The following is a 20,807-nucleotide window of genomic DNA, read 5'->3' on the forward strand; positions in this document are numbered from 1 at the left end:
CCTGCGCTATATCAACCCCTCTCGCATGTCGAGACCCGCGCAGCCGTAGCTCAGCTGGATAGAGCGCTGCCCTCCGAAGGCAGAGGTCGTAGGTTCGAATCCTACCGGTTGCGCCAATCTCCTTGTCGTCGAATGTCCGATGGACCCTACCCTCCCCGCCCCGGAGTCGGGACGGTGGAATTTCGGCACGGCGTCTTTTGACCAAGATCAACGCCCCAGGATTGAAAAGGCCTCAGCATGGCCCCCTGGAATGGCGCCGCCGTTCCAGGGACGCCCCGCCGGAACACCCGGCATGAGGGCGGTGACACGTGTCGCGGCGCTGTGCTAATTTAGCAAAATCAGATCGGCCCGGAGGGGCGAAGGTTTTGGTTCGAGGCGAAGCGGCAGGAACGGCGAAGCGGTCGAGCGGCCTTGGGCGGCTCGGGGCGTGCTTGGCCGTCCTGGCCCTGGCCTTCCAGTTGCTGCTGCCCATGGCTCCGGCCCAGGCGGCGGCCCTCGAGCTGGATCTGGCGGCGTCCATCTGCCATTCCTCGTCCGAGTCCGATGCGCCGGCTCCGGCCAAGTTCGTCCACGACCATTGCCAGTTCTGCCAGCTTCAGGCCGGCATCAAGCTGCTGACGCCCCCGGCGCCCATCGGACCGGTCCTGCCCCGCGGCGTGCTGTTCACCCTGCTTCCGCCCATGGACGCGGACGGGGTCGCGCCTTCCGTCCATCTGCCGCAAAGCCAGCGCGGGCCACCCTCCCACTCCTGACCTTACGCCCGTGGCGACCGCCGGTCGCCTTTTGCCGTCATGGAGTCTGGAGGACGAGACATGAGCACTTCCACCGTCAAGAGCGCGGACAAGGCCAGTCACCCCGGCCTGGGGTCGCTGGTGCTGGGCACCGGCCTGACCGTCGCATCCCTGATCCTGGTTCCCGCCCTGTCGCAGAGCCTGGGGGTGGGGCCCAGCCTGACCGGCGCGCTGCGCGTGGTGCTGATGAAGGCGGCGGCCCGAGTCTGATGCGAAAATCAGACGCCTTTCTGCTTTTGTCGGCGGCGTTGCTGGTCCTGCTGGGCGCCAGCTTCGCCGACGCCGCCTTTGGGCGCGTCCGCGAGGCGCGGGCGCTGGACTCCAGGGCCGAGTTGGTGGAGCGCCTCGGGCTCACCGACCTGGTCCTGTTCACCGAGGCCCGCTACACCCGCCACCCCGCGATGGCCGACCTGCATTCCGCCTTTCAGGATCATCCCTTCGCCATGGATCATTTCCCCACCGGATCGCTGCTGCCGCCGCCCATGAAGAAGGCGCGGCCATGAGGGCTTGGCTCAACAGGCAGCGCAATCTGCTGGATTTCAGCCTGTCGTCGCTGTCGCGCCGCCGGGGCAAGACGCTGGGCATGCTGGCGGTCTATACCGCCATCGTCTTCGTGCTGGCCTCGGTGATGCTGTTCTCCCACGCGGTGCGGCGCGAGGCGGCGCTGGTGCTGGCCAAGAGCCCGGAAGTGCTGGTCCAGCGCATGGTGGCCGGACGCCACGACCTGATCCCCGCCCGTCACCTGGAGGCCATCAAGGGCATCCGGGGCGTGCAATCGGCGGAAGGGAGGCTGTGGGGCTATCTGTTCGATCCGGCGGCGGCGGCCAACTACACCCTGATGGTGCCGACCAATCCCCGCGTCGAGCCGGGCAAGGTGGTGATCGGCGATGGCGTGGTGCGGGCGCGCAACGCCGATCCCGGCGATCTGATGGGCTTTCGCGCCCATGACGGCTCGCTGGTCCAGTTCAAGGTGGAAAGCGCCATCTCGCGGGACTCCGCCCTGGTCTCCGCCGATTTGTTCCTGGTGGCGGAAGAGGATTTCCGCCGCCTGTTCGGCATTCCCGCCGGGCTGTTCACCGATCTGGCCGTCTCGGTGCGCAACCCGCGCGAGGTGGGCAAGATCGCCGAGAAGATCGACGCGGCCCTGCCCGACACCCGCATCGTGCTGAGGGACGAGATCCTGCGCACCTATGAATCGGTGTTCGACTGGCGCGAAGGCATGCTGCTGGTGCTGCTGGCGGGGTCCATCCTGGCCTTCGGCATCTTCGCCTGGGAGAAGGCGTCGGGCCTGTCGGCCGAGGAGCGGCGCGAGATCGGCATCCTGAAGGCGGTGGGCTGGGAAACCGGCGACGTCATCCGCCTCAAGATGATGGAAGGCCTGGTGGTGTCGCTCTCCGCCTTCCTGGTCGGCTACCTGCTGGCCTATGCCCACGTCTTCCACCTGGGCGCGGGGCTGTTCGAGCCGGTGCTGAAGGGCTGGGCGGTGCTGTATCCCAAGTACCGGCTGACACCCTTCGTCGACGAGCTGCAGGTGGCCACCCTGTTCTTCTTCACGGTGTTTCCCTACACCATCGCGACCGTGGTGCCCATCTGGCGCGCCGCCATCGTCGATCCGGATACGGTGATGCGATGAGCCGCCCCACAAGCCCCATTGTCATCCCGAGCGCAAGCGAGGGATCTCCGTCTGCTCCGGCTATGCCGCGATGGAAAAGCCGGATCAGGACGAGATCCCCCCTCCCGATGGTCGTCGGGATGACAGGCGGAGGTTCGCGATGATCCACCTCTCCGACGTGCGAAAGGCCTTCAACCAGGGCAAGGCCAACGAGTTCTGGGCGCTGAAGGGTATCGACCTCACGGTTCGGGCCGGCAGGGTGACGGTATTCCGGGGGCCGTCGGGCTCGGGCAAGACCACGCTGCTGACCCTGGTGGGCTGTCTGGCGCGGCCCACCTCGGGGCGGGTGCGGCTCAAGGACCGCGACATCTCGGGCCTGCCCGAGCGGTTCCTCACCGACATCCGCCGCTCCACCTTCGGCTTCGTGTTCCAGCAGTTCAACCTGCTGAAGGGCATCAGCGCCCACGAGAACGTGATGATCCCCGCCTATCCCTTAGGCGCCGACCGGGGCGAGCTGAGCGCGCGCGCCCACGCCCTGATGGAGAGTCTCGACATCGGGGCCAAGGCCCATTCCATGGCCGAGTGGCTGTCGGGCGGCGAGGCCCAGCGCGTCGCCATCGCCCGCGCCCTGATCAACGACCCCGAGGTGGTGATCGCCGACGAGCCCACCGCCAATCTGGACAGCGAGCGGTCCAGGCAGTTCCTCGGCATCGTCGAGACCCTGAAGGCGTCGGGCAAGACCGTGCTGATGACCAGCCATGACCCCCTGGTCTGCGACACCGAAGTGGTCGATCACGTGGTCAGCTTGCGCGACGGCCAGCTGGTGGAGGCGCGCTGATGCTGTTCCAGCCGGCCATCATCGCCCTGCTGCTGGCCTCGCTGGTCGGCACCATGATGGTGGTCGCCTCCATGCCCTTCGCAATCGGCGTGCTGCGACGCTGGGACACCGCCAGCGGGTCCGAGGCCCAGCTGGAGATGGAAAAGCGCACCTATCTGGTTTCCACCCTGCTGGTGGTGGTGCTGGCCTCGGAACTGGCCTCGCTGGTGCTGTTCGTGTTCAACGCCGACCGCATGTCCTCGCTGTTCGTCGGCGCCATGTGCGCGGTGGGAACGCTGAACGTCAACGAGTTCGGCTTTCCCGCCCTTTACCTCAAGATCACCGTGTTCTTCGCCGCCAGCGTCTGGCTGGTGCTCAACCACGTGGATTCGCGCGGCTACGACTATCCGCTGGTGCGGGTGAAGTACGGGGCGTTGCTGGCCCTGGCGCCGCTGATGGCCGGCGCGGCCGGGGTGCAGCTGGCCTATTTCCTGGGCTTGCGCGCCGACGTCATCGCGTCGTGCTGCTCCACCCTGTTTTCCGGCAATACCCAGGTGACCAGCGACAAGCTGAACGCCGTGTCGCCCGAGGCCGCCCTGGCCGCCCTGGTCCTGGCTCTTGGCGCGGTGATGCTGCTGGGGCGCCGGGTGCTGCGTTCGGGCAAGGGCGCTATTCTCTATGCTGCGGCCTCGGCTCTCGCCTTCGTGGTGGCGCTGGAGGCGGTGGTGGCGGCCATCTCGGTCTACGTCTACGAAATGCCCCAGCACCATTGCCCGTTCTGCATCCTGAAGGGCGAGTACGGCCATGTGGGCTACGCCCTCTATCTGCCGCTGTTCGCGGCGGCCGCGCTGGGTCTGGGCGGCGGCGTGGCGGCACCGGCTTCACGCATTCCCAGCCTGGCCGAGGCCGGACCGCGCATCGCGCGCCGCTGCGTCGGCGCCTCCATGGCTGGGTTCGGCCTGTTCGCGGCGGTGACGGTCTGGCTGATCCTCCGCTCGCACCTGATCCTGATCCTGGTCGAGGAATCGCCCGTCAACTCCATCTTGTTGAACCTGTCCGGAGGCCAGCCATGAAAGTATTCCGTCTTCTGGCCGTCCTCCTGCTGCTGTCCGCCTGCGGCGAGGGCGGGGCCAAGGCCCCCCACGTGGGCGAGGCGCCGCCGGCCTTCAAGCTGTCCGCCCTGGACGGCGGCACGGTAGATTATCCCGCCCAATTGGCCGGCAAGGTGGTGGTCCTGCGCTTCTGGGCCACCTGGTGCCCGTTCTGCAAGGACGAGATGAAGATGATCCAGGCCGTCTGGAGCCAGTCCCGCGACAAGGGATTGGAGGTGCTGGCCGTCAATGCCGGCCAGGAGAAGGCCGACATTGCCGACTTCATCGCCAAGCTGGGAATCGCCTATCCGGTGCTGCTCGACCCCGGCTCCAAGACCACCCGCCAGTACGGCGTCACCGGCCTGCCCATGACCCTGTTCGTGGGCCGCGACGGCAAGATCAAGGGCCGCATCCTGGGCGAGACCGACGAGGCCACCTTCCGCCGCAAGGTGGAGGAGCTTCTATGAGCGAGGCGGAGACCTGCGACCTTTGCGGGCTGCCGGTGCCCAAGGACGGCATACACTTGAAGGCCGGGGAAGAGGACAAAGCGTTCTGCTGTGAAGGCTGCCGGGGCATCTGGGTGATGCTGAACCCGGATGCCGTGAAAGACAAAGGGGACAAGCAATGATGAACAACGAAACCAACCATCTTGGACATGAACTGGGAAAGGGGGCCGTCATGGCTGTTGGATATGTGGCGGGCAAGAGCCTGTTCGGACGTCTTTTGGGTCATCCGGTGGTGATGCTGGGGGCGGGAATCGCCATCGGCTATCTCGGCTTCAAGTACAGGAAGGAGATCACCGCCGCAATGGCCAAGGCCAGCGACATGGGCAAGGACATGGTTCTGAACGCCAAGGAGAACCTGGCCGATCTGGTCGAGGAATCCCGCGAGGCCGAGGAAGCCAAGGCCAAGGAATAGCGGGGGGAGTCTTCGCCGTGATCGGAGGAATGGCATGATCGGTGGAAGGGGGAAGGCGGCCCGGGCCGCCCGTGAGGCCCGCGCCAGGGTGCTGTGGCAGGCGATGACCATCCGTCACCGCTCGACCGGCCATGTACGCTTCGACCTGCCGGAACCACTGCGGACGCCAGAAGCGGCGGCGGTGCTGACCGGCGGGCTGGAGGCCATGGACGGCGTCTACCGCGTCCATGTCTTCACCGGTGCGGGCAAGCTGTCCATCCGCTGGTTCGAGGATGTCTGCACGCTCTCGGACATCGCCCGGCTGCTGGCCGGGCTGGTGGCCGAGGCGGTGGACCTGGACCGGGAGCCGCCCGCCCCCGGCGAGGAACCGGTGGAGCCCTCCTGGCTCGACCGGCTGAAGGCGGCGGCCCCGGTCCGCGCCGTTCGCCAGCGCTACGACGATCTCAAGGCCAAGGCGGACGTGGTGCGCCAGATCGTCGCCATCAAGACCGGCAAGCCCATTCCCGGCGGGGTCGATCTGCAGGAATGGATCATCCATTTCCTCAACGACCTGGTGGCCTTCTACCTGATCCGGAGCCACTGGGACCGCATCATCGGCCAGTGGCTGCCCCGGCCCTGGGCCTTCCGCTACCAGTGGATGACGGTGATCTACCTCACCTTCCTGCTGGTCCGCTATCGCAAGGGGGCGGTGCCCAAGGTGAAGACGTGATGGAAGCCATCCAGGTCGTCCACCAGTTGCGGCGCCGGGTCCGCGTCCTGGTCCCGGCGCTGAAGGGCGAGGACGAGCGCCTGTGCCTGCTGGACATCCTGCTCCGGAAGCACGCCGCCATCAAGGACGTGCGGGTGGTGCCGGCCATCGCCTCGCTGGCGGTGCGGTTCGACCCCAGGCTGATGCCGGCCGACAACCTGCTGCGACTGCTCGACACCGTGGCGGGCAACGTGGCCCGCGCCCCCAAACAGGCGCCGCCGCCGGTGGACTGCGCCGAAGGGGCGGCGGGCGAGGTCAGCGTGGCGGTGGAGGGCATGACCTGCGCCTCGTGCGCCGCCCTGATCCAGATGAGCCTCAACCGCGACCCAATGGTCCGCTCGGCCAGCGTCAATTACGCCACCGGCACCGCCACGGTGGTGGGCACCCTCGACCGGCCGGCGCTGGAGGCCCGCATCGGGGCGCTGGGCTATCAGGCCCGGCCCATGGACACGCTCAGCCAGCGCAAGATGATCGTCGAGCGCGAACGCCGGCATGTGCGCGAGGCGCGGCGCCGCGCCATGGTGTCCTGTCTTCTCAGCCTGCCGGTGATGGCCATCGGCATGGCCATGCCGCGTTCGCGGTTCTGGCACGTGGTGGAATTCGCGTTGACCACCCCGGTGGTGCTGGGGGCGGGGCGGCCGTTCTTCACCCGCGCCGCCAAGCTGGCGAAGAACCGCGCCGCCAACATGGACACCCTGATCGCGCTGGGGGCCGGCGCGGCCTATGGCCATTCGGTGGCCTCGCTGCTGGCCGGGCGCCACCACCTCTATTTCGAGGCGGCGGCGGGCATCGTCTCCTTCGTGCTGCTGGGCCGCTGGCTGGAGGAGCGCGCCAAGGGCAAGGCCGGCGACGCCATCCGCCGTCTGCTCGACCTGCAGCCGCCCACCGCCACTCTGGTGCGGGGCGAAGTCGAGGTGGTGGTCCCCGTCGACGATCTGGTGGTCGGCGACGTGCTGGTGGTGCGCCCCGGCGAGCGCGTGCCGGTGGACGGCGAGGTGCTGGGCGGCCGCACCACCATCGACGAATCCATGGTCACCGGCGAAAGCATGCCGGTGGTCAAGGGGCCGGGCGATCCGGTGATCGGCGGCTGCATCAACGGCGCGGGCAGTTTCCGCATGACTGCCAGGGCCGTGGGCCAGGACACCGTGCTGGCCGGCATCGTCCGCATGGTCGATCACGCCCAGGCCACCAAGCTGCCGGTACAGCGCATGGCCGACCGCGTCTCCTCGGTCTTCGTGCCGGGCGTGGTGGCGGTGGCCGGCGTGACCTTCGCCACCTGGCTTGCCCAGGGGGCGAGGCTGTCCACCGCGCTGGGCAACGCCGTCTCGGTGCTGCTGATCGCGTGCCCTTGCGCCCTGGGCCTCGCCACTCCCACCGCCATCATGGCCGCCACCGGACAGGCGGCGCGGCGCGGCATCTACATCCGCAACGGCGAGGCGCTGGAAACCGCCTCGGGCCTGACCGTATTGGTGTTCGACAAGACCGGCACGGTCACCGAGGGCCGCCCGGTGGTGTCGCGCCTGGACATCGCCCCGGGCTTCGAGCGGGGGCGGGTGCTGGCCCTGGTGGCCGGGGCCGAAATGGGCTCCGAGCATCATCTGGGCCGCGCCGTCATCGACCACGCCCGCTCGCTGGGTGTCGAGCCGCTCCGCGCCGACGAGGTCTGCGCCGCGATCGGCAAGGGCATCACCGCCAAGGTGGGCGGACAAGCCGTGCTGGTGGGCAGCCACGCCTTCCTGGCCGAGCGGGGAATCGCCGCCCCGCTGCCGGACCTGGCCGGGCAGACCCCGGTGCTGGCCGCCATCGACGGGCGCTTCGCCGGCCTGTTCGCCATTTCCGACCGGCCGCGCCCCACCTCGGCGGCGGCCATCGCCCGCCTGCACGACTTGGGAATCCGCACCATCATGGTGACCGGCGACGTGGAGGGCGCCGCCCAGGCCATCGCCGCCGAGGTGGGCATTCCCGAGGTGGTGGCCCAGGCCTCGCCTGCCCGGAAACAGGAGATCGTCGCCGAGCTGCGCGCCGCCGGCGAATCGGTGGGCATGATCGGCGACGGCATCAACGACGCCCCCGCCCTGGCGGCGGCCGACGTGGGCTTCGCCATCGGCACCGGCACCGACGTGGCCATCGAGGCGGCCCCCGTCACCCTGGTGGGCGGCGACATCGCCAAGGTGGCCGAGATGATCGAGCTTTCCCGCAAGACCATGCGCATCATCCGCCAGAATCTGGTGTGGGCCATGGGCTACAACACCATCGCCATTCCCGGCGCGGCCTTGGGCGAACTCAGCCCCATGGTGGCATCAAGCGCCATGGCGCTGTCCTCGGTGTCGGTGGTGACCAACTCGCTCCGGCTGCAGAAGGACAGATAGGTGGCGGGCGAGATCGACTACACCCTGGCCTTCATGGCCGGCATCCTGGGCAGCGGCCATTGCGTCGGCATGTGCGGCTCGCTGGTGTCGGCCTGCTTCGTGCGCATGGGCGAGACGGGCCGGGGAATGGTGCCGGCCCTGGCCTATCACGGGGCGCGGGTCTCGGTCTACGTGCTGGTCGGCCTGATCGCCGCCGCGCTCGGCCTTGCCTTGGTGTCCACCGGCATCGTCGGCAAGGTCCAGGGCATCCTGCAGATCGTCGCCGGGCTGGTGGTGATCCTGCTGGGGCTCGACATCCTGGGCTGGCTGCCCCGACGGCTGCCGCTGATCGGCGTGCCCATGGCCGCCTTCGGCCGCTACTACTTCGCCGCCGCCTCGAAGGGGGCCGCCAAGGGCGCCGCCCTGGCCGGATTGATGAACGGGCTGATGCCCTGCGCCCTGACCCTGGCCGTGGCGGTCAAGGCCAGCACGGCGCCGGAAATCTGGCAGGGCGGCGGGCTGATGCTGGCCTTTGGCCTCGGCACCCTGCCCTCCATGCTGTTCGTGAGCTTCGTGCTGGCGCGCCTGGGGGCGCGGGCACGCGGATGGCTGCTGAAGAGCGCGGCCATGGTGGTCATCGCGCTCGGCGTGGCCACCCTGATGCAGGGGCTGCGCTTCTTCGCGGTGATGCGGAACCTTGCAAACTGGTGAGTTGTCTTGGAGAGGAGAACAACATGAATCGTCGTAAGTTCCTGGCGGCCGGCACCGCCCTCAGTGTTGCCGCCACGGTCGCCGCTCCCGTTTCCGCCGCCGAGGGCGACGGCACGCCTCTGCAGTTCGTCCCCAAGAAGCCCAAGGACCCCACTCCCCTGGTGGACGAACTGGCCAAGTACCCGAAGTGCCCCTATTGCGGCATGGACCGCAAGGAGTACCATTTCAGCCGCCATCTGATTCACTACTCGGACGATCTGGTGGACGGCACCTGTTCCATCCACTGCGCCGCCGTGTCGCTGTCGGTCAACCTGGACCGGATGCCCAAGGCCATCTACGCCCCTGACAACGGCTCGGGCGAGGCGATCAAGCCGCTGACCAACGCCGAGGCGGCGTCCTACGTCATCGGCGGCGACCATCGCGGCGTCATGACCAAGAAGCCCAAGACCTCGTTCGCCTCCAAGGTGGCGGCCGAGGCCGCCAAGGGCAGCGGCGAGGTGGTCGACTTCGACAAGGCCCTGATGCTCGCCTATATGGGCATGGCCGAGGACACCATGATGATCCGCATGAAGCGGGAGGAACGCCGCAGGAAGATGATGATGGGCGATCATCAGATGCATAAGGGCTGACCGGCCGATAACGTCATCCCGAGCCGTGGCGAGGGATCCCCGTCTGCCCTGCCGGTGCCGAACCATGCGGGCAGGCGGGGAGTCCTCGCCATGCTCGGAATGACGCCAAGAACTCATAAGGACGCGCGATGCGATTTTTCACCGCCCTGCTGCTGACCCTTTTCCTGCTGTCCGCCCGCGCCCAGGCGGGCGAGGTGGTGGTGGCGCCGCCCGGACCCAATTCCGTCTGCCCGGTCTGCGGCATGTTCGTCGCCAAGTATCCGGAATGGGTGGCGGCGGCGGTGTTCAAGGACGGCCACGCCCACTACTTCGACGGCGCCAAGGACCTGTTCAAGTTCCTGCGGGACGTGGGCCGCTTCGATCCCGGCCATACGGCCGCCGACATCGCCATCGTCGCGGTCACCGATTATTATGGGGTCCGGACCATCGACGCACGCGGCGCGTTCTTCGTGGTGGGCTCCGACGTGCTGGGCCCCATGGGCCATGAGCTGGTGCCGTTGGCCACCAGGCAGGACGCCGACGAGTTCATGGCCGATCACAAGGGCAAGCGCATCGTGCTCTTCGAGCAGGTGAACGCCGAACTCCTGAAGGGGCTCGACGCGGGCAAGATCAAGTGAGGGCGCTTTCCGTTCCCGAAGACGAGATGTGGGCGGCCATCGACGCCCAATCGCCGGACCCGGCCATCGGCGTGGGCCTGCGGCGACGCCAGGGCCTGCTGTCGCCTTGTGCCGTCCTGCTTCCCCGTCACGAAGTCGAGCGGATCGAGCGGGCGGTCCACGCCCTCGACGCCGCCTTCGCCGATCCCGTCCTGGTCGGGGCGGCGCTGGAGATCGCCCGGGGCGAGGGCCTGCCCGACCATGGCCTGGGCGGCTGGATGCTGGGCTTCGACTTCCACCTGACCCCCGACGGGCCGCGCCTGATCGAGATCAACACCAATCCCGGCGGCATGCTGGCGGTGGCGGCGCAGGCCCGCGCCCTGGCCGCCCGCCGGCCCGAGCTGGGCGAGCCCCCCGAGGTGGAGGCGATGGCGCTGGACGCCTTCCGCGACGAATGGGAACGCCAGCGCGGCGACGCTCCGCTCCGCCGGGTGGCGATCATCGACGACGACCCGCCCAGCCAGTACCTGGAGCCCGAGTTCCAGCTCTACCGCGCCCTGTTCCAGCGGGCCGGCTATCAGGCTGAAATCATCGATCCCGGCCGGTTCCGCGCCGATACGGTGGACATGGTCTATAACCGGCTGGTGGATTTCAGCCTGGATTCGGCGGCCCATGCGGCACTGGCCGAGGCCTGGCGGGAGGGCCGGACCGTGGTTACCCCCGATCCGCGTGCCCATTTCCTCTATTCCGACAAGCGGGTGATGGCGCTGCTGTCCGACGAGCAGGCGCTGCGCTCCATCGGCGTGCGCGCCGACATCGCCGCCAGCGTGGCCCGGGTGGTGCCGCCCACGGTGCCGGTCACCGCCGCCAACGCCGAGGAGCTGTGGGCCGGGCGCAGGCGCTGGTTCTTCAAGCCGGCCAAGGGCCACGCCGGCAAGGCGGTCTATCGCGGCGAGAAGCTGTCACGCTCCACCTGGCCGCTGGTCCTGGCCTCGCCCTACGTGGCCCAGCATTACGTGCCGCCGACGCGCCTGCGCCTCGACCACGCCGGAGACGACCTCAAGGTGGACATCCGGGCCAATGCCTGGCAAGGCCGCATCGTCCAGCTGGCCGCCCGCCTGTACCAGGGCCAGACCACCAACTTCCGCACCCCGGGCGGCGGCTTCGCCCCGGTCTTCGTGGACTGAGGCGACATCCCGGCAATCCAAAATGGAAAGCCCCCGAACGGCGTTACCTTTCAGGGGCTTAGAATGGTGCCCGGGGAATGCCCTATATACGGTGCATTATTGCCCAAGCTCTTCAAGCAGTTCGGCAACGACCGTTCGCAGCCCCGGCAGTGAGCTTTGGGCAATATCCCATACGCGGCGATGTTCGATACCGGCATAGCCGTGGATCAGCACATTACGGAAGGCAATGATGTCGCGCATGTCGGGGATACGCTGGGCCAAATCGGGATCGGCCTTCGCCAACTGGCCCAAGGCTTCGCCGATAATCTCGAACTTCCGCTCGACCGCCGAGTAAACCAATTCGTTCTCGGCAAAGGTCGTGGCGTCGAGCCCGTCCAGAAAACGGATGATCGCTTCGGCCGCCTGCTGGATATCCCACAGATAGGCCCGTGCGTCACGACGCATAAACCACCTCGCGCGTCTGGTTGACGGAGGCCAGCACGAATGGATTGCGCAGCGCTCCAGCCTCGACCAGATCGACCGGCCGCCCCAGCAGGTGTTCCAACGCCCCGGCGAGGCCGAAATATTGCTCCAGCGGCGATAGACCGGACACCGCCGGGTCGAACGCCACCAGGAAATCCGCATCGCTTTGCGCCGGATCGAAATCCTCGCCGCGCGCGGCCGAGCCGAACACCTCCAGCCGCCGCACGCCATAACGGCGGCACGTTGCGGCGATCTCGGTGCGGTGCTGTTCGATGAGGTGATGCATGGCCTTTCCGGGGCATACTGGTACGCAGACCCTACCATACCCCTAAACGAAGTGCAGCAAGGCCGCACAGCGAACCAAATACCACGCGCCAAACCGTGTTACCTGGGGCGTTACCTGGAAGAAGGATTTTGGATGCCGTTTGAAATGGCAAGGCCCTGAAACCTGTTCGGTTTCAGGGCCTTAAATGGTGCCCAGGGGCGGAATCGAACCACCGACACTGCGATTTTCAGCAGATGCCGCCGCAAGCTAATGCATTGAAATATAACAACTTGCCCCAAACGGCCGCTGATGCAATTAGCTTCTATTTTCTCTTTGTTCTCAAAAACTTGCGAGTCACGGACACTGCGACTAAGATTTTGGGGCAAGTTTGGGGCAAGTTGCCCCCCACCTACCATGTCCGAGCCCGCCCCCATGCCCGCTTATGAAACTGAATGGCACGACGAAACCGGCCAACTCATCCTCTTCCAGCGCCCGTCGTCGCGCTCCAAGGGGCGGTTCTACTTTCGCCTCCAGATCTTAGGTCAGCCGCGTAAAGAGGGACTAGTCGCCGCCGAATTCCGATATAGCCCTATGCATCTCGCGACGGCAGGTAGGGAATTCGATTTTGAAACGGTCAAGCGAAACGGCCCGCCTGAAGAGATCATCGAATTTGGCAAGCGCATCCTCTATCGCTATCGCGAGCAGGTTGGGAAAGGCAAACGCCTGAACTCGCGCCGGACTCCAACCCTGGCCGAGGCCGCCGAGGATTACCTTGACGACTTGCTGGAGTTGCAAGGTCGCGGGCAGGTCAGTTGGACGAAATATGAGCATCACCGCAGTTTTATCACGCGGTATGTCGCCCGATACGATCTGTTCCAGAAGAAGCCAATTGATGAGATCGATACGGTCGATCTGGCTGTTTGGCAACGCTGGCGAGACACCTATTGGGTCAGTGGCCAAGGTGCCCAAATCGATGCCATAGAGTCGTTGCGTAATGGCGAGCCATTTGTTCGGCGGATAACCGCCAAGGAAAAAACGATTCCTGCGGGCACAACAAAGAGCAAAGAATGGTCCTATCTGCGGGCGGTCTTCAAATTTGCTCGTAGGCAGCGACATGTGACATCGATCCCCGACCATGCCCCCACGACCACGGACACGCCTTCATCAGCGTCCAGTCCTACTCCGCACTTCACCCAGACTGACTGGATGCATTTGTTGGAGGTTATTCCCAACTGGCTTAACCCTCCAAAGCTGGTAGGAGATAATCGGCGCCATCGCCAACTTTGCTGGTGGTGCTGCCTTACCCTCCGGGCATACGGTTTACGTGTGGCCGAGGGATACCAATTGAAATTTTCCTCCCTCCTCCCCGACGTCGGCCCTGATGGTGAGGAAATTTATGTGAAGCTCCACGTCAACGCCGTGAAGTCACTGGTCAAGCCGCGCACGGTGGAACCTATCGATCACATGCGGCAGGAAATATCGACAATCCTGCTGAAGACGTTGCCCGCGTATTACGAGGCCCAATTTGGCAGAAAGCCCACTGCCAATGACCCCTTATGGATGCACAGGGATGGCAGTGCGATTGGCTCATTCGCCAAAAGCTTTGATAGCCTTTTGGATTCCGCAAAACTGACGCACAATGTGTACGGCCATGATTTCGACCTAACAAGCATCCGCCACACAACCATTACGGAAGAAATTGAAACGAGCGATCTGAACCCTGGCGTAATCGCGACCTGGGCAGGCACCAGCATTGCCATGCTGGACAAGACATACAACCACGCACTGGGAGTCCGAGCACGTCGGCAGGAACGAGAACGACGGGAGCGCCTTCGCCAAATGAGTTCAGAAAAGAAATCCGATAAGTAGCTGGACTACGCCTCCATACCTAACTTTTAAATGAGTCGGCAAAAACACTCTATCGCCAAATTGGCCTTCCATTGTCACTCCCTCTCAGCCCTGAACTTGCCAACCCATATCACTAACTGATATGAACGTAGGCATGCCACATGCTGATCAGACCCTCACATATCTGCTGGATCTTGATGGTGAAGAGATCATCTACGATGACGGTTATGTCGCCCGATTCAAGGCCAAGGCGATCGAAGCTACGGCTGAAAAACCCCACGGCGTTTCGTATTCGCTGACCTTCCATTCCCGCGATGGCCGCCGGTTGATGGGATACGACAATGCCCATGGCGTTGGGCATCGTGGCGGCAAGTTTGTCGAACGCCAGACCGCCTTCGACCATTGGCACCGCGACGAATCCGATGAGGGTCGGCCCTACCAGTTTGTGACAGCCGAGAAGCTGATTGCCGATTTCTTTGATGAGATCGAGCGCATCCTGAAGGAGCAACACGATGGCTGAAAAGACCAAGGTCGGCATCGCCACCCACAATGAGCTTCGTGAGCGCGCCTTGCAGATCGCTCGCGGTGAACGTCGGCGCCTGCCTGATGAACCGAAGATTTGGTTCACGTCCCTTGAGTCGTTGGCGAAGGTGCTTTCGGAGCCAAATCGCAGGCTGTTGCGGATCATTGATGAACAACACCCGGCATCGCTGGCCGAGTTGGAGGTGATGAGCGGCCGTAAGGCCAGCAATCTCTCCAGAACCCTTAAAACCATGAGCCAATACGGCCTAGTCAGGCTGGTGCCAGGCAAGCGTGGCTCTGTTGCCCCCGAGGTGCTGGTACGCGGGGTTCAGATGGACTTGAGCATCGTTGGGTAATCAGCCCGTTGGCTTGGCCCATCTCGACGCAGGATAAGTGTGGGGTGCCTTCTCTGCCCCCGCCGTATCAGAGGAGGCCTCTGCCGCTGCAGCCTTGGGTTTCCGCCCAAGGCCGATCTGGATGGCCATCTCCGAGCGCTTTTGCGAATAGTTGGGGGCGGCCATGGGATAATCGGCAGGCAAAGCCCATTTGGATCGATACGCATCGACCGACAGGCCATGCGATGTCAACAGATGGCGCCTTAGCATCATTTGCTTCTTCCCGCATTCCAAGCAGGTGACGGCATCGGGCGTTATCGACTTTTTGATCGGCACCGCCGGGATGGGACGATCCGCATCAACTGAGGGCGGAGCATCGGTACCGGCCAAGGCTGCGTAGGTAGCCTTGATGAGCTCAGGGAGATCGGTGATGGGGATCTCGTGATTTCGCAAATAGGCAGCTGCAATCCGAGCAGCAAGAGACATCTTTTGATCAACCACTACATTTCTCCCTGAGATGCCAAGCAAATTAACGCGTCATAACGACGTTGCGACCGCCTGCCTTATCATATCCATAAGCGTCTGAGATTTTTTTGCACTAACTTTGTCATCGTCTATCTTCCTCCGAAGAGGATCGGCGACATTGATCCCTGCATCTATCAATATTTGTACTATATTATCAATATTATGCCCCATCTTAGCAAAACATGCTAACTCCGCTATGATCAACTCCGTATTTTTTGTCTCAATGTAATCTCTTACAGCCCGTCGTAAGTCTAACGTATGATGGCGCCGATTCACGGTCGCCCATTTTTTAACTTCACCCCGTATTCCCAGCATAACCAATCGCAGTCCACCGTCTGCAACGTCACGCCTCGCTTGCTCCTCAACGGAATAAATTGGGCCACGCCGGACCCTTCCGGCATTTTGAACACGGCTGCGCATCTTAGCGCGGTCTATGATGCCATGCGGCTTGAATGGCTCTAAGTCGCTCTCGGGGTATTTTAGGCGGAATCGTACAGCATCACGTTTCGAATCAAACGACAAAAGCCAAAAATCGCAACATACTTTGTAATAAGTAGGCGCGACACCAAAGCGACCTGATAAATGGCGTAATATTTTCCATTTTTCAACGTGCGCAATTCCGACGTATATTTTTAACTTTATAATTAAATTGCAAACAAGGTGATAATTATCGCTCCCATCCTCATACAGTGGGATTGCCAGAAGCACTCTTCCGCTAGCTTGCATATTAATCATGTCATGCATAAATATGCGACCAAGATCTTTAATAAAACACCCGCAATTCTTCTGCACACGCCCCACTTCATAATGACTTATATTTCGCACACTCACATAGTCATTCATTTTTGCCACCCTATAGATTTATTATATTGTCAGAAATTGTCTTCCCAATCGCAGCCAATTCACTTCTACGCCCTGGATTAGCGGTGATCAGACAGACATCCTCAACGGCGCCCATCCACCGCTGACCAGTGCTCGCTCGCCGGATGACATCGCCGCGGCGACGGGCCGACCGAAGCAATTCGGCCGCAGCATCATTGCTAAGCCTTATAATAATAACATCAAGCCCGTCAAAGACTGGCGGAGACGCCAATGAAAATAGCTCTGGATCAAGCGTCGCCATTGCGTAATTAGCAGAACACAGCTTTGCCATATAGTTTCCAACTACATTTGTAACACCCATGATTGTCTCCTTGTGCAATTGGGCATGACCTGACGATATGCCCGCCCCGCACCTTTTTCATTAATTCATTTCATCATGTATACAAAAGTAGTCGCGCCTCCTCACCATTCCATTGGGCGGCACTTTTCAGTATTTATCAATTCAGCGACGCCAGATATGATGTAAAACAGCCGCGCCTGAGATTGATTACTGGTGGCGCAGTCCGCCATGGAAGGTCAGGTATTGCTCTTGGACGTTAATCATGCTGTCGGCTATCAACAAATACACAGCACTACAAAGACACATGAATATGAGCAATTCGTCTGGTCTGGAAATCACATAAATTGTTATTTGCGAGGGTATTTGGTATTTTGTATAAATACAAAAGACACGGTGGGTTTGCGAACTGTTCCATGTCGATCCGTGATGACGGATTTGTTGAGTTCGCAGCAAGTCGAAGGGTTAATGACGTTATGGTCGCCCGAATCGATAAAGCAAAATAAGGTGGTATGTTGTTTATTCTCACCTAGCCTGCGATGGCAAATCAATAACAAGGCGTCGTGATTCTGGACGTTTATAATAATCAGAATGGTCTGCGGGAGAACTTCACCTGTGAAAAACAGAGCTTCCGATCCCCCGAATGGTTTTTATCGATCTGAGGGAAAACTTAGGCAAAGTGTACGGTGAGAAATAGTGGCCTCCACTGCCATAGTGTGGAACCGGGACTGAGATTGGCGCTCAGGGTTATCTTTTAAAGAGATAGCAGATCAAAGGCACCTAAGCTATACGCGGACTTAATAGGTAAACTGGGACTTGTCAGAATCCGATATTGGCAAGTTGCAAGACGTGTTTTTGGGATCAGATTTTAGATTCCAATAACTAAAGCATCGTCTTACCGGGCAAGCGGAAGGGGAAGCTTTGCCTACAGAATGCAGCTGCATCTGGGAGGTGACACCACACCAGACCGCAGGTCCAGATCACCACCACGCCCACCATATTGGATTCTCTGAACTCGTAGGGTGCGTGTGTCCGATGGCGCGGCGAATTTGCACCGATTGGACGCCTCCGGAAACTCGATTTCTGACGTTCAGAGACGGTCGGCGTGGGCGCGTTCCGGCCTGGCCGTGATCTGAAGAGGAACTTTTGGTCCAATTCTGAGGTTGAATTGCCTCGGCATTCCCCTTCCTTGGGGTCATGCGGCGGCCGTTTTCTCCAGCCAGCACCACCGTTTCATATTGTAGGCAATATTGACCAGGGTGATCGTCGCCTCGGCCCTGGCCTTGCCGATGGTTCGGATGAAAAGCCCCATGCGGTCCTTCTGCTCGGCAAAGACGTGCTCGACGCGGGCGCGGATTTTGGATTTGACCGCATTGGCTCTCGCCGTGGCCTTGGCCATTGGTTTGCCTCTCGGCTTCTTGCGGTGGATGTGGCTGACGCGGCCATGGTCGGCCAGGAAATCGTCGTTGGCCTGGGAGCGGTAGGCGGTATCGGCCCACACCGGTGAGGCGGTATTGTTCGGATCGATCAGCCCCTCCCGCAGTCGGGCACCGTCCGCCGCCGCCGCGTCGGTCACAATGCAGCGGCGGATGATGCCGTGCAGGCGGTCGATGGAGATATGGCTCTTGTAGCCGAAGACCGGAATGGCGATGTCGATCTGCGGCTTGCCATCCGCCGTCGGCTTAGCCTTGGCGAATTTCACCGTCCAGCGGGCATCTCGATCCTTTTGCCGCAGCTTGGCCGGCTTGTCCGTCCACGCCTCGGGGATCTGACCGGCCTTGATCGCCTCCTTCTCGCCATCGCTGTTGCGCTGCTTGGGCGCCGCTACCAGGGTGGCGTCGATGATCTGGCCGCCCATGGCCAAATAGCCGGCAGCGGAAATCGCCTGGTCGAGCGTGTTGAACAGCCGGTCCAGCGCCTTGGTCTTGATCAGCGCCTCGCGGAAATCCCACAGCGTGTTGGCGTCGGGCACCGCGTCTCCGGGGCGCAGGCCGCAGAACCGCAGCCAGGTCAGGCGATCCCGCACCTGAAACGCCGTCTGCTGCAACGACAGGCCATACAGCCCTTGCAGGACCAGCATCTTGAATTTTAGCACCACGTCGAACCCGGGCCGGCCGCCCTTCGACGGATCGGAGCGCCGAACCGCCTTGGTCAGCGCCGGGCGAAATTGCTCGAAGCGAACCGTCCGCTCCAGTTGCTCCAGCGGATCGCCTTCCGCCGACAGAGCCTCAAGGCTGTGCTCGAAATCCCAGAAACCGGCTTGCCCCTTCATCTCGACCTCCCGGTGATCCCAGGGAGAATCGAATCACAAAACCGTCAGAACCGCCAGTTTCCGGAGGCGTCCGATTGCATTGAGAAAAACGAAGTCAGGCAAAATATTGTTATATTCAAAATTACATATCGTCATTCGCAAAAATATATATTTGCGATCCCAACCCGCAATGTTGTTTAAATATTTTTGGTTTTGCTGAGTTTTTTTCAACAATATCCGCCACGAACGGTCACTCATTTCTCCAATCAGGATTGTCCGGCTAGGGGGGGGGCAAAGCCTGATGCTCGTCTTTTTAGTGTTGAACATGTAAAGCGGATAATGCTGTCGAACGGTGATCTGACCGTTCATGACCTGATTTCGATGCGGTGATGCCCTATTCGGTCAGATGGCTAAATGAAAATTGGTATTATCCAGGGCGCTTGTATTGATGTTCTCCAGCGTGCCGACCAGATGGGAATTGCTGGACGTAGCCGCATCCATGTTGGTGGTGTGCCATAATTCCACGTTGGCGCCGTTCTGGATGGCCACGATGCCCGCGTTGACATTGCCAAAATCCTGGGCCGACCCCGAGACGGTGGCCGTGCCTTCGGCATAGTTGGCAGCCGCCAGGGTGCCGCTGCTGCCCAGTCCGAACTCGCGGTCGGACAGCGAAAACTGATCACCGGCGAAATCGGTAATGCTCTGGGTGGCGGTTGCGCTGGTTGAGGAATGCAGAACGAAGGTGTCCACCCCAGAACCGCCGGTGACGGTATTGGCTCCGAAGCCGCCATCCAGGTATTCCGCCCCCGTGCCGCCAATGATGGTGTCGGCGAAATCGCTGCCCACCGCGCCGCCCATGCCGGTCAGCGTATCGGTATAGGCGCCGTGGGTGTCGGCCTTTATCGGCCCGTGCATGTGAAGACCCTGGCGAGCCAGCAGATCAGGACGTTGCTCAACGGTCGGCGCTTTCTCCAGGCGCGGATTCTGGACGTCGAGAACAGCATCCGGGGGCTGCTGCGTAATTTCGGCATGAAAGTCGGCGTCATTAGTCGTGCCCGTTACGACGCGCGGATCCGCGAGCTGATTGACGGCGAGCCGCAGACGTCAGAAGGTGATTCGGGAAGCCTCAGCGGCCCTTATCCGCAAAGACATTGATCGTGGGCGGTTGGTCATGGCGTACCAGCCCATACTGGACATGGATTCGGGCGAGGTCGTATCGTGCGAGGCGTTGCTGCGCGTCCTGGATAACGAAAACAAGCCCATGGCCCCGGCCCGATTTCTGGTTGAGGTTGAGGAGCATGGGCTACAGGCCTATCTCAGTCGCGCCATTGTCAGGATGGTGGAGGTCGATTATCGAGAGCATAGGCTCAGTCTTCCCGTGACGGTCAATCTGTCCTTGGCCGATATAGGCGACGACGACCTGATCACGCTGCTGTTGGTGCCTCGCTCCTTCGCATTGAACATAGAGGTGACGGAAACTGCCTTTCTGGGTGCGACGCCCCATGCCCTTCAAACTTTGGACCGCCTTCGCGGTCGAGGAGTTAAAATCTATCTGGACGATTTTGGGACGGGATATTCTTCCTTCACGCATCTGGCGGAGATGCCCATCGACGTGCTGAAGATAGACCGCGAGTTCATCCGCAAATCCCAGCTTTCTCCCAAGCATGCCGCCATCTGCAAGACCATCGTGGATTTGACGCGGACTATCGATGTGGCATCGGTCGCCGAAGGCGTTGAAACGGTAGAGGAACAGCGCTTCCTGCGTGGCATAGGCTGTGACCGAATTCAAGGCTATCTCTACCATCGCCCCATGACCGCATCCGCGCTGGCATCAGTCCTGTCGGATGCACCACGGATGCCCGTCCCACAAAGCAAGCCCTGGGCCGTTCACGCTCCAGGCCCGTCGCTGACGGCGCACGCTACCGCAATCCATCCCATGCCCACCCGGACCCTCGCCGAGCACTTGGCCAATTGACGGCGGCCTAACAGGGC

General features: G+C 62.4%; 28 protein-coding genes and 1 tRNA gene. 21 read left to right on the forward strand and 8 right to left on the reverse strand.

The window, feature by feature from the left end; genetic code table 11:
- The first annotated feature begins 39 nt into the window (after positions 1 to 39).
- The 16 genes from ACV4UZ_RS10410 (at position 40) to ACV4UZ_RS10485 (ending at position 11,448) form a co-directional block, all read left to right on the forward strand.
- Positions 40 to 116 (forward strand) — tRNA-Arg (locus tag ACV4UZ_RS10410).
- Between the two features lie 315 nt (positions 117 to 431).
- Complete coding sequence (locus tag ACV4UZ_RS10415; RefSeq protein ID WP_491600788.1) at positions 432 to 752, forward strand: DUF2946 family protein; 321 nt, start codon at positions 432 to 434, stop codon at positions 750 to 752.
- Between the two features lie 60 nt (positions 753 to 812).
- A complete protein-coding gene (locus ACV4UZ_RS10420; RefSeq protein ID WP_491600789.1) occupies positions 813 to 1,001 on the forward strand; it encodes a hypothetical protein in 189 nt (62 codons plus the stop codon).
- Positions 1,001 to 1,294 carry a hypothetical protein gene (locus tag ACV4UZ_RS10425; RefSeq protein ID WP_491600790.1) on the forward strand — a complete coding sequence of 98 codons (294 nt, stop codon included), beginning with the start codon at positions 1,001 to 1,003 and terminating at the stop codon, positions 1,292 to 1,294. The genes ACV4UZ_RS10420 and ACV4UZ_RS10425 overlap by 1 nt, the downstream gene beginning before the upstream one ends.
- Positions 1,291 to 2,424, forward strand: coding sequence for an ABC transporter permease (locus ACV4UZ_RS10430; RefSeq protein ID WP_491600791.1), 1,134 nt, complete (start codon positions 1,291 to 1,293; stop codon positions 2,422 to 2,424). Before ACV4UZ_RS10425 ends, ACV4UZ_RS10430 begins: the two co-directional genes overlap by 4 nt.
- Before the next feature lie 139 nt (positions 2,425 to 2,563).
- The gene (locus tag ACV4UZ_RS10435; RefSeq protein ID WP_491600792.1) at positions 2,564 to 3,241 is read left to right on the forward strand and encodes an ABC transporter ATP-binding protein; all 678 of its coding nucleotides are present in this window, start codon (positions 2,564 to 2,566) and stop codon (positions 3,239 to 3,241) included.
- Positions 3,241 to 4,293 (forward strand): hypothetical protein, encoded by a 1,053-nt coding sequence (locus ACV4UZ_RS10440; protein ID WP_491600793.1) that lies wholly within the window; start codon positions 3,241 to 3,243, stop codon positions 4,291 to 4,293. The genes ACV4UZ_RS10435 and ACV4UZ_RS10440 overlap by 1 nt, the downstream gene beginning before the upstream one ends.
- Positions 4,290 to 4,778: a TlpA family protein disulfide reductase gene (locus ACV4UZ_RS10445; protein ID WP_491600794.1), complete on the forward strand. Its 489-nt coding sequence runs from the start codon at positions 4,290 to 4,292 to the stop codon at positions 4,776 to 4,778. Before ACV4UZ_RS10440 ends, ACV4UZ_RS10445 begins: the two co-directional genes overlap by 4 nt.
- The gene (locus ACV4UZ_RS10450) at positions 4,775 to 4,939 is read left to right on the forward strand and encodes a heavy metal translocating P-type ATPase metal-binding domain-containing protein (RefSeq protein WP_491600795.1); all 165 of its coding nucleotides are present in this window, start codon (positions 4,775 to 4,777) and stop codon (positions 4,937 to 4,939) included. The genes ACV4UZ_RS10445 and ACV4UZ_RS10450 overlap by 4 nt, the downstream gene beginning before the upstream one ends.
- Positions 4,940 to 4,989: 50 nt before the next feature.
- Positions 4,990 to 5,229 (forward strand): hypothetical protein, encoded by a 240-nt coding sequence (locus ACV4UZ_RS10455; RefSeq protein ID WP_491600796.1) that lies wholly within the window; start codon positions 4,990 to 4,992, stop codon positions 5,227 to 5,229.
- Positions 5,230 to 5,263: 34 nt separating this feature from the next.
- Positions 5,264 to 5,938: a hypothetical protein gene (locus tag ACV4UZ_RS10460; RefSeq protein ID WP_491600797.1), complete on the forward strand. Its 675-nt coding sequence runs from the start codon at positions 5,264 to 5,266 to the stop codon at positions 5,936 to 5,938.
- Positions 5,938 to 8,346, forward strand: coding sequence for a heavy metal translocating P-type ATPase (locus ACV4UZ_RS10465; protein ID WP_491600798.1), 2,409 nt, complete (start codon positions 5,938 to 5,940; stop codon positions 8,344 to 8,346). The genes ACV4UZ_RS10460 and ACV4UZ_RS10465 overlap by 1 nt, the downstream gene beginning before the upstream one ends.
- Positions 8,347 to 9,036: a sulfite exporter TauE/SafE family protein gene (locus tag ACV4UZ_RS10470; protein WP_491600799.1), complete on the forward strand. Its 690-nt coding sequence runs from the start codon at positions 8,347 to 8,349 to the stop codon at positions 9,034 to 9,036.
- A gap of 23 nt (positions 9,037 to 9,059) precedes the next feature.
- Positions 9,060 to 9,665, forward strand: coding sequence for a nitrous oxide reductase accessory protein NosL (locus ACV4UZ_RS10475; protein WP_491600800.1), 606 nt, complete (start codon positions 9,060 to 9,062; stop codon positions 9,663 to 9,665).
- Positions 9,666 to 9,793: 128 nt separating this feature from the next.
- Complete coding sequence (locus tag ACV4UZ_RS10480) at positions 9,794 to 10,282, forward strand: nitrous oxide reductase accessory protein NosL (RefSeq protein ID WP_491600801.1); 489 nt, start codon at positions 9,794 to 9,796, stop codon at positions 10,280 to 10,282.
- Positions 10,279 to 11,448, forward strand: coding sequence for a hypothetical protein (locus ACV4UZ_RS10485; RefSeq protein ID WP_491600802.1), 1,170 nt, complete (start codon positions 10,279 to 10,281; stop codon positions 11,446 to 11,448). Before ACV4UZ_RS10480 ends, ACV4UZ_RS10485 begins: the two co-directional genes overlap by 4 nt.
- 96 nt (positions 11,449 to 11,544) lie before the next feature.
- On the opposite strand, the gene ACV4UZ_RS10490 is transcribed toward ACV4UZ_RS10485, so the two are convergent.
- On the reverse strand, positions 11,545 to 11,892 hold the full coding sequence (locus tag ACV4UZ_RS10490; protein ID WP_491600803.1) for a HepT-like ribonuclease domain-containing protein: 348 nt from the start codon (positions 11,890 to 11,892) through the stop codon (positions 11,545 to 11,547).
- The gene (locus ACV4UZ_RS10495; protein WP_491600804.1) at positions 11,882 to 12,196 is read right to left on the reverse strand and encodes a nucleotidyltransferase family protein; all 315 of its coding nucleotides are present in this window, start codon (positions 12,194 to 12,196) and stop codon (positions 11,882 to 11,884) included. Before ACV4UZ_RS10495 ends, ACV4UZ_RS10490 begins: the two co-directional genes overlap by 11 nt.
- Positions 12,197 to 12,589: 393 nt before the next feature.
- Between ACV4UZ_RS10495 and ACV4UZ_RS10500 the strand changes: the two genes are divergently transcribed.
- The 3 genes from ACV4UZ_RS10500 to ACV4UZ_RS10510 all read left to right on the forward strand — a co-directional run bounded on the left by ACV4UZ_RS10500 (position 12,590) and on the right by ACV4UZ_RS10510 (position 14,901).
- On the forward strand, positions 12,590 to 14,044 hold the full coding sequence (locus ACV4UZ_RS10500) for a site-specific integrase (RefSeq protein WP_491600805.1): 1,455 nt from the start codon (positions 12,590 to 12,592) through the stop codon (positions 14,042 to 14,044).
- A 133-nt stretch (positions 14,045 to 14,177) separates the two neighbouring features.
- Positions 14,178 to 14,543 (forward strand): toxin-antitoxin system TumE family protein, encoded by a 366-nt coding sequence (locus tag ACV4UZ_RS10505; RefSeq protein WP_043744903.1) that lies wholly within the window; start codon positions 14,178 to 14,180, stop codon positions 14,541 to 14,543.
- Positions 14,536 to 14,901: an HVO_A0114 family putative DNA-binding protein gene (locus ACV4UZ_RS10510; protein ID WP_043744907.1), complete on the forward strand. Its 366-nt coding sequence runs from the start codon at positions 14,536 to 14,538 to the stop codon at positions 14,899 to 14,901. Before ACV4UZ_RS10505 ends, ACV4UZ_RS10510 begins: the two co-directional genes overlap by 8 nt.
- Here the strand turns inward: ACV4UZ_RS10510 and ACV4UZ_RS10515 are convergent, their stop codons facing one another.
- The 6 genes from ACV4UZ_RS10515 to ACV4UZ_RS10540 form a co-directional block, all read right to left on the reverse strand.
- Positions 14,902 to 15,381, reverse strand: coding sequence for a Ros/MucR family transcriptional regulator (locus ACV4UZ_RS10515; protein ID WP_011385659.1), 480 nt, complete (start codon positions 15,379 to 15,381; stop codon positions 14,902 to 14,904).
- A gap of 36 nt (positions 15,382 to 15,417) precedes the next feature.
- On the reverse strand, positions 15,418 to 16,248 hold the full coding sequence (locus tag ACV4UZ_RS10520) for a hypothetical protein (protein WP_491600806.1): 831 nt from the start codon (positions 16,246 to 16,248) through the stop codon (positions 15,418 to 15,420).
- 10 nt (positions 16,249 to 16,258) lie between these two features.
- Complete coding sequence (locus tag ACV4UZ_RS10525; RefSeq protein WP_148207455.1) at positions 16,259 to 16,588, reverse strand: hypothetical protein; 330 nt, start codon at positions 16,586 to 16,588, stop codon at positions 16,259 to 16,261.
- A gap of 1,171 nt (positions 16,589 to 17,759) precedes the next feature.
- Positions 17,760 to 18,836: an IS5 family transposase gene (locus ACV4UZ_RS10530; RefSeq protein ID WP_491598929.1), complete on the reverse strand. Its 1,077-nt coding sequence runs from the start codon at positions 18,834 to 18,836 to the stop codon at positions 17,760 to 17,762.
- A gap of 33 nt (positions 18,837 to 18,869) precedes the next feature.
- Positions 18,870 to 19,184 carry a hypothetical protein gene (locus ACV4UZ_RS10535; RefSeq protein ID WP_491600807.1) on the reverse strand — a complete coding sequence of 105 codons (315 nt, stop codon included), beginning with the start codon at positions 19,182 to 19,184 and terminating at the stop codon, positions 18,870 to 18,872.
- A gap of 33 nt (positions 19,185 to 19,217) precedes the next feature.
- A complete protein-coding gene (locus tag ACV4UZ_RS10540) occupies positions 19,218 to 19,730 on the reverse strand; it encodes a hypothetical protein (RefSeq protein ID WP_491600808.1) in 513 nt (170 codons plus the stop codon).
- Between ACV4UZ_RS10540 and ACV4UZ_RS10545 the strand changes: the two genes are divergently transcribed.
- Both ACV4UZ_RS10545 and ACV4UZ_RS10550 read left to right on the forward strand, forming a co-directional pair.
- Entirely contained in the window at positions 19,731 to 19,970 is a 240-nt protein-coding gene (locus ACV4UZ_RS10545) for a hypothetical protein (RefSeq protein ID WP_491600809.1), read from the forward strand.
- Between the two features lie 16 nt (positions 19,971 to 19,986).
- On the forward strand, positions 19,987 to 20,790 hold the full coding sequence (locus ACV4UZ_RS10550; RefSeq protein WP_491600810.1) for an EAL domain-containing protein: 804 nt from the start codon (positions 19,987 to 19,989) through the stop codon (positions 20,788 to 20,790).
- Positions 20,791 to 20,807: the final 17 nt, after the last annotated feature.

The sequence above is a fragment of the Paramagnetospirillum sp. genome (genome assembly GCF_058402745.1).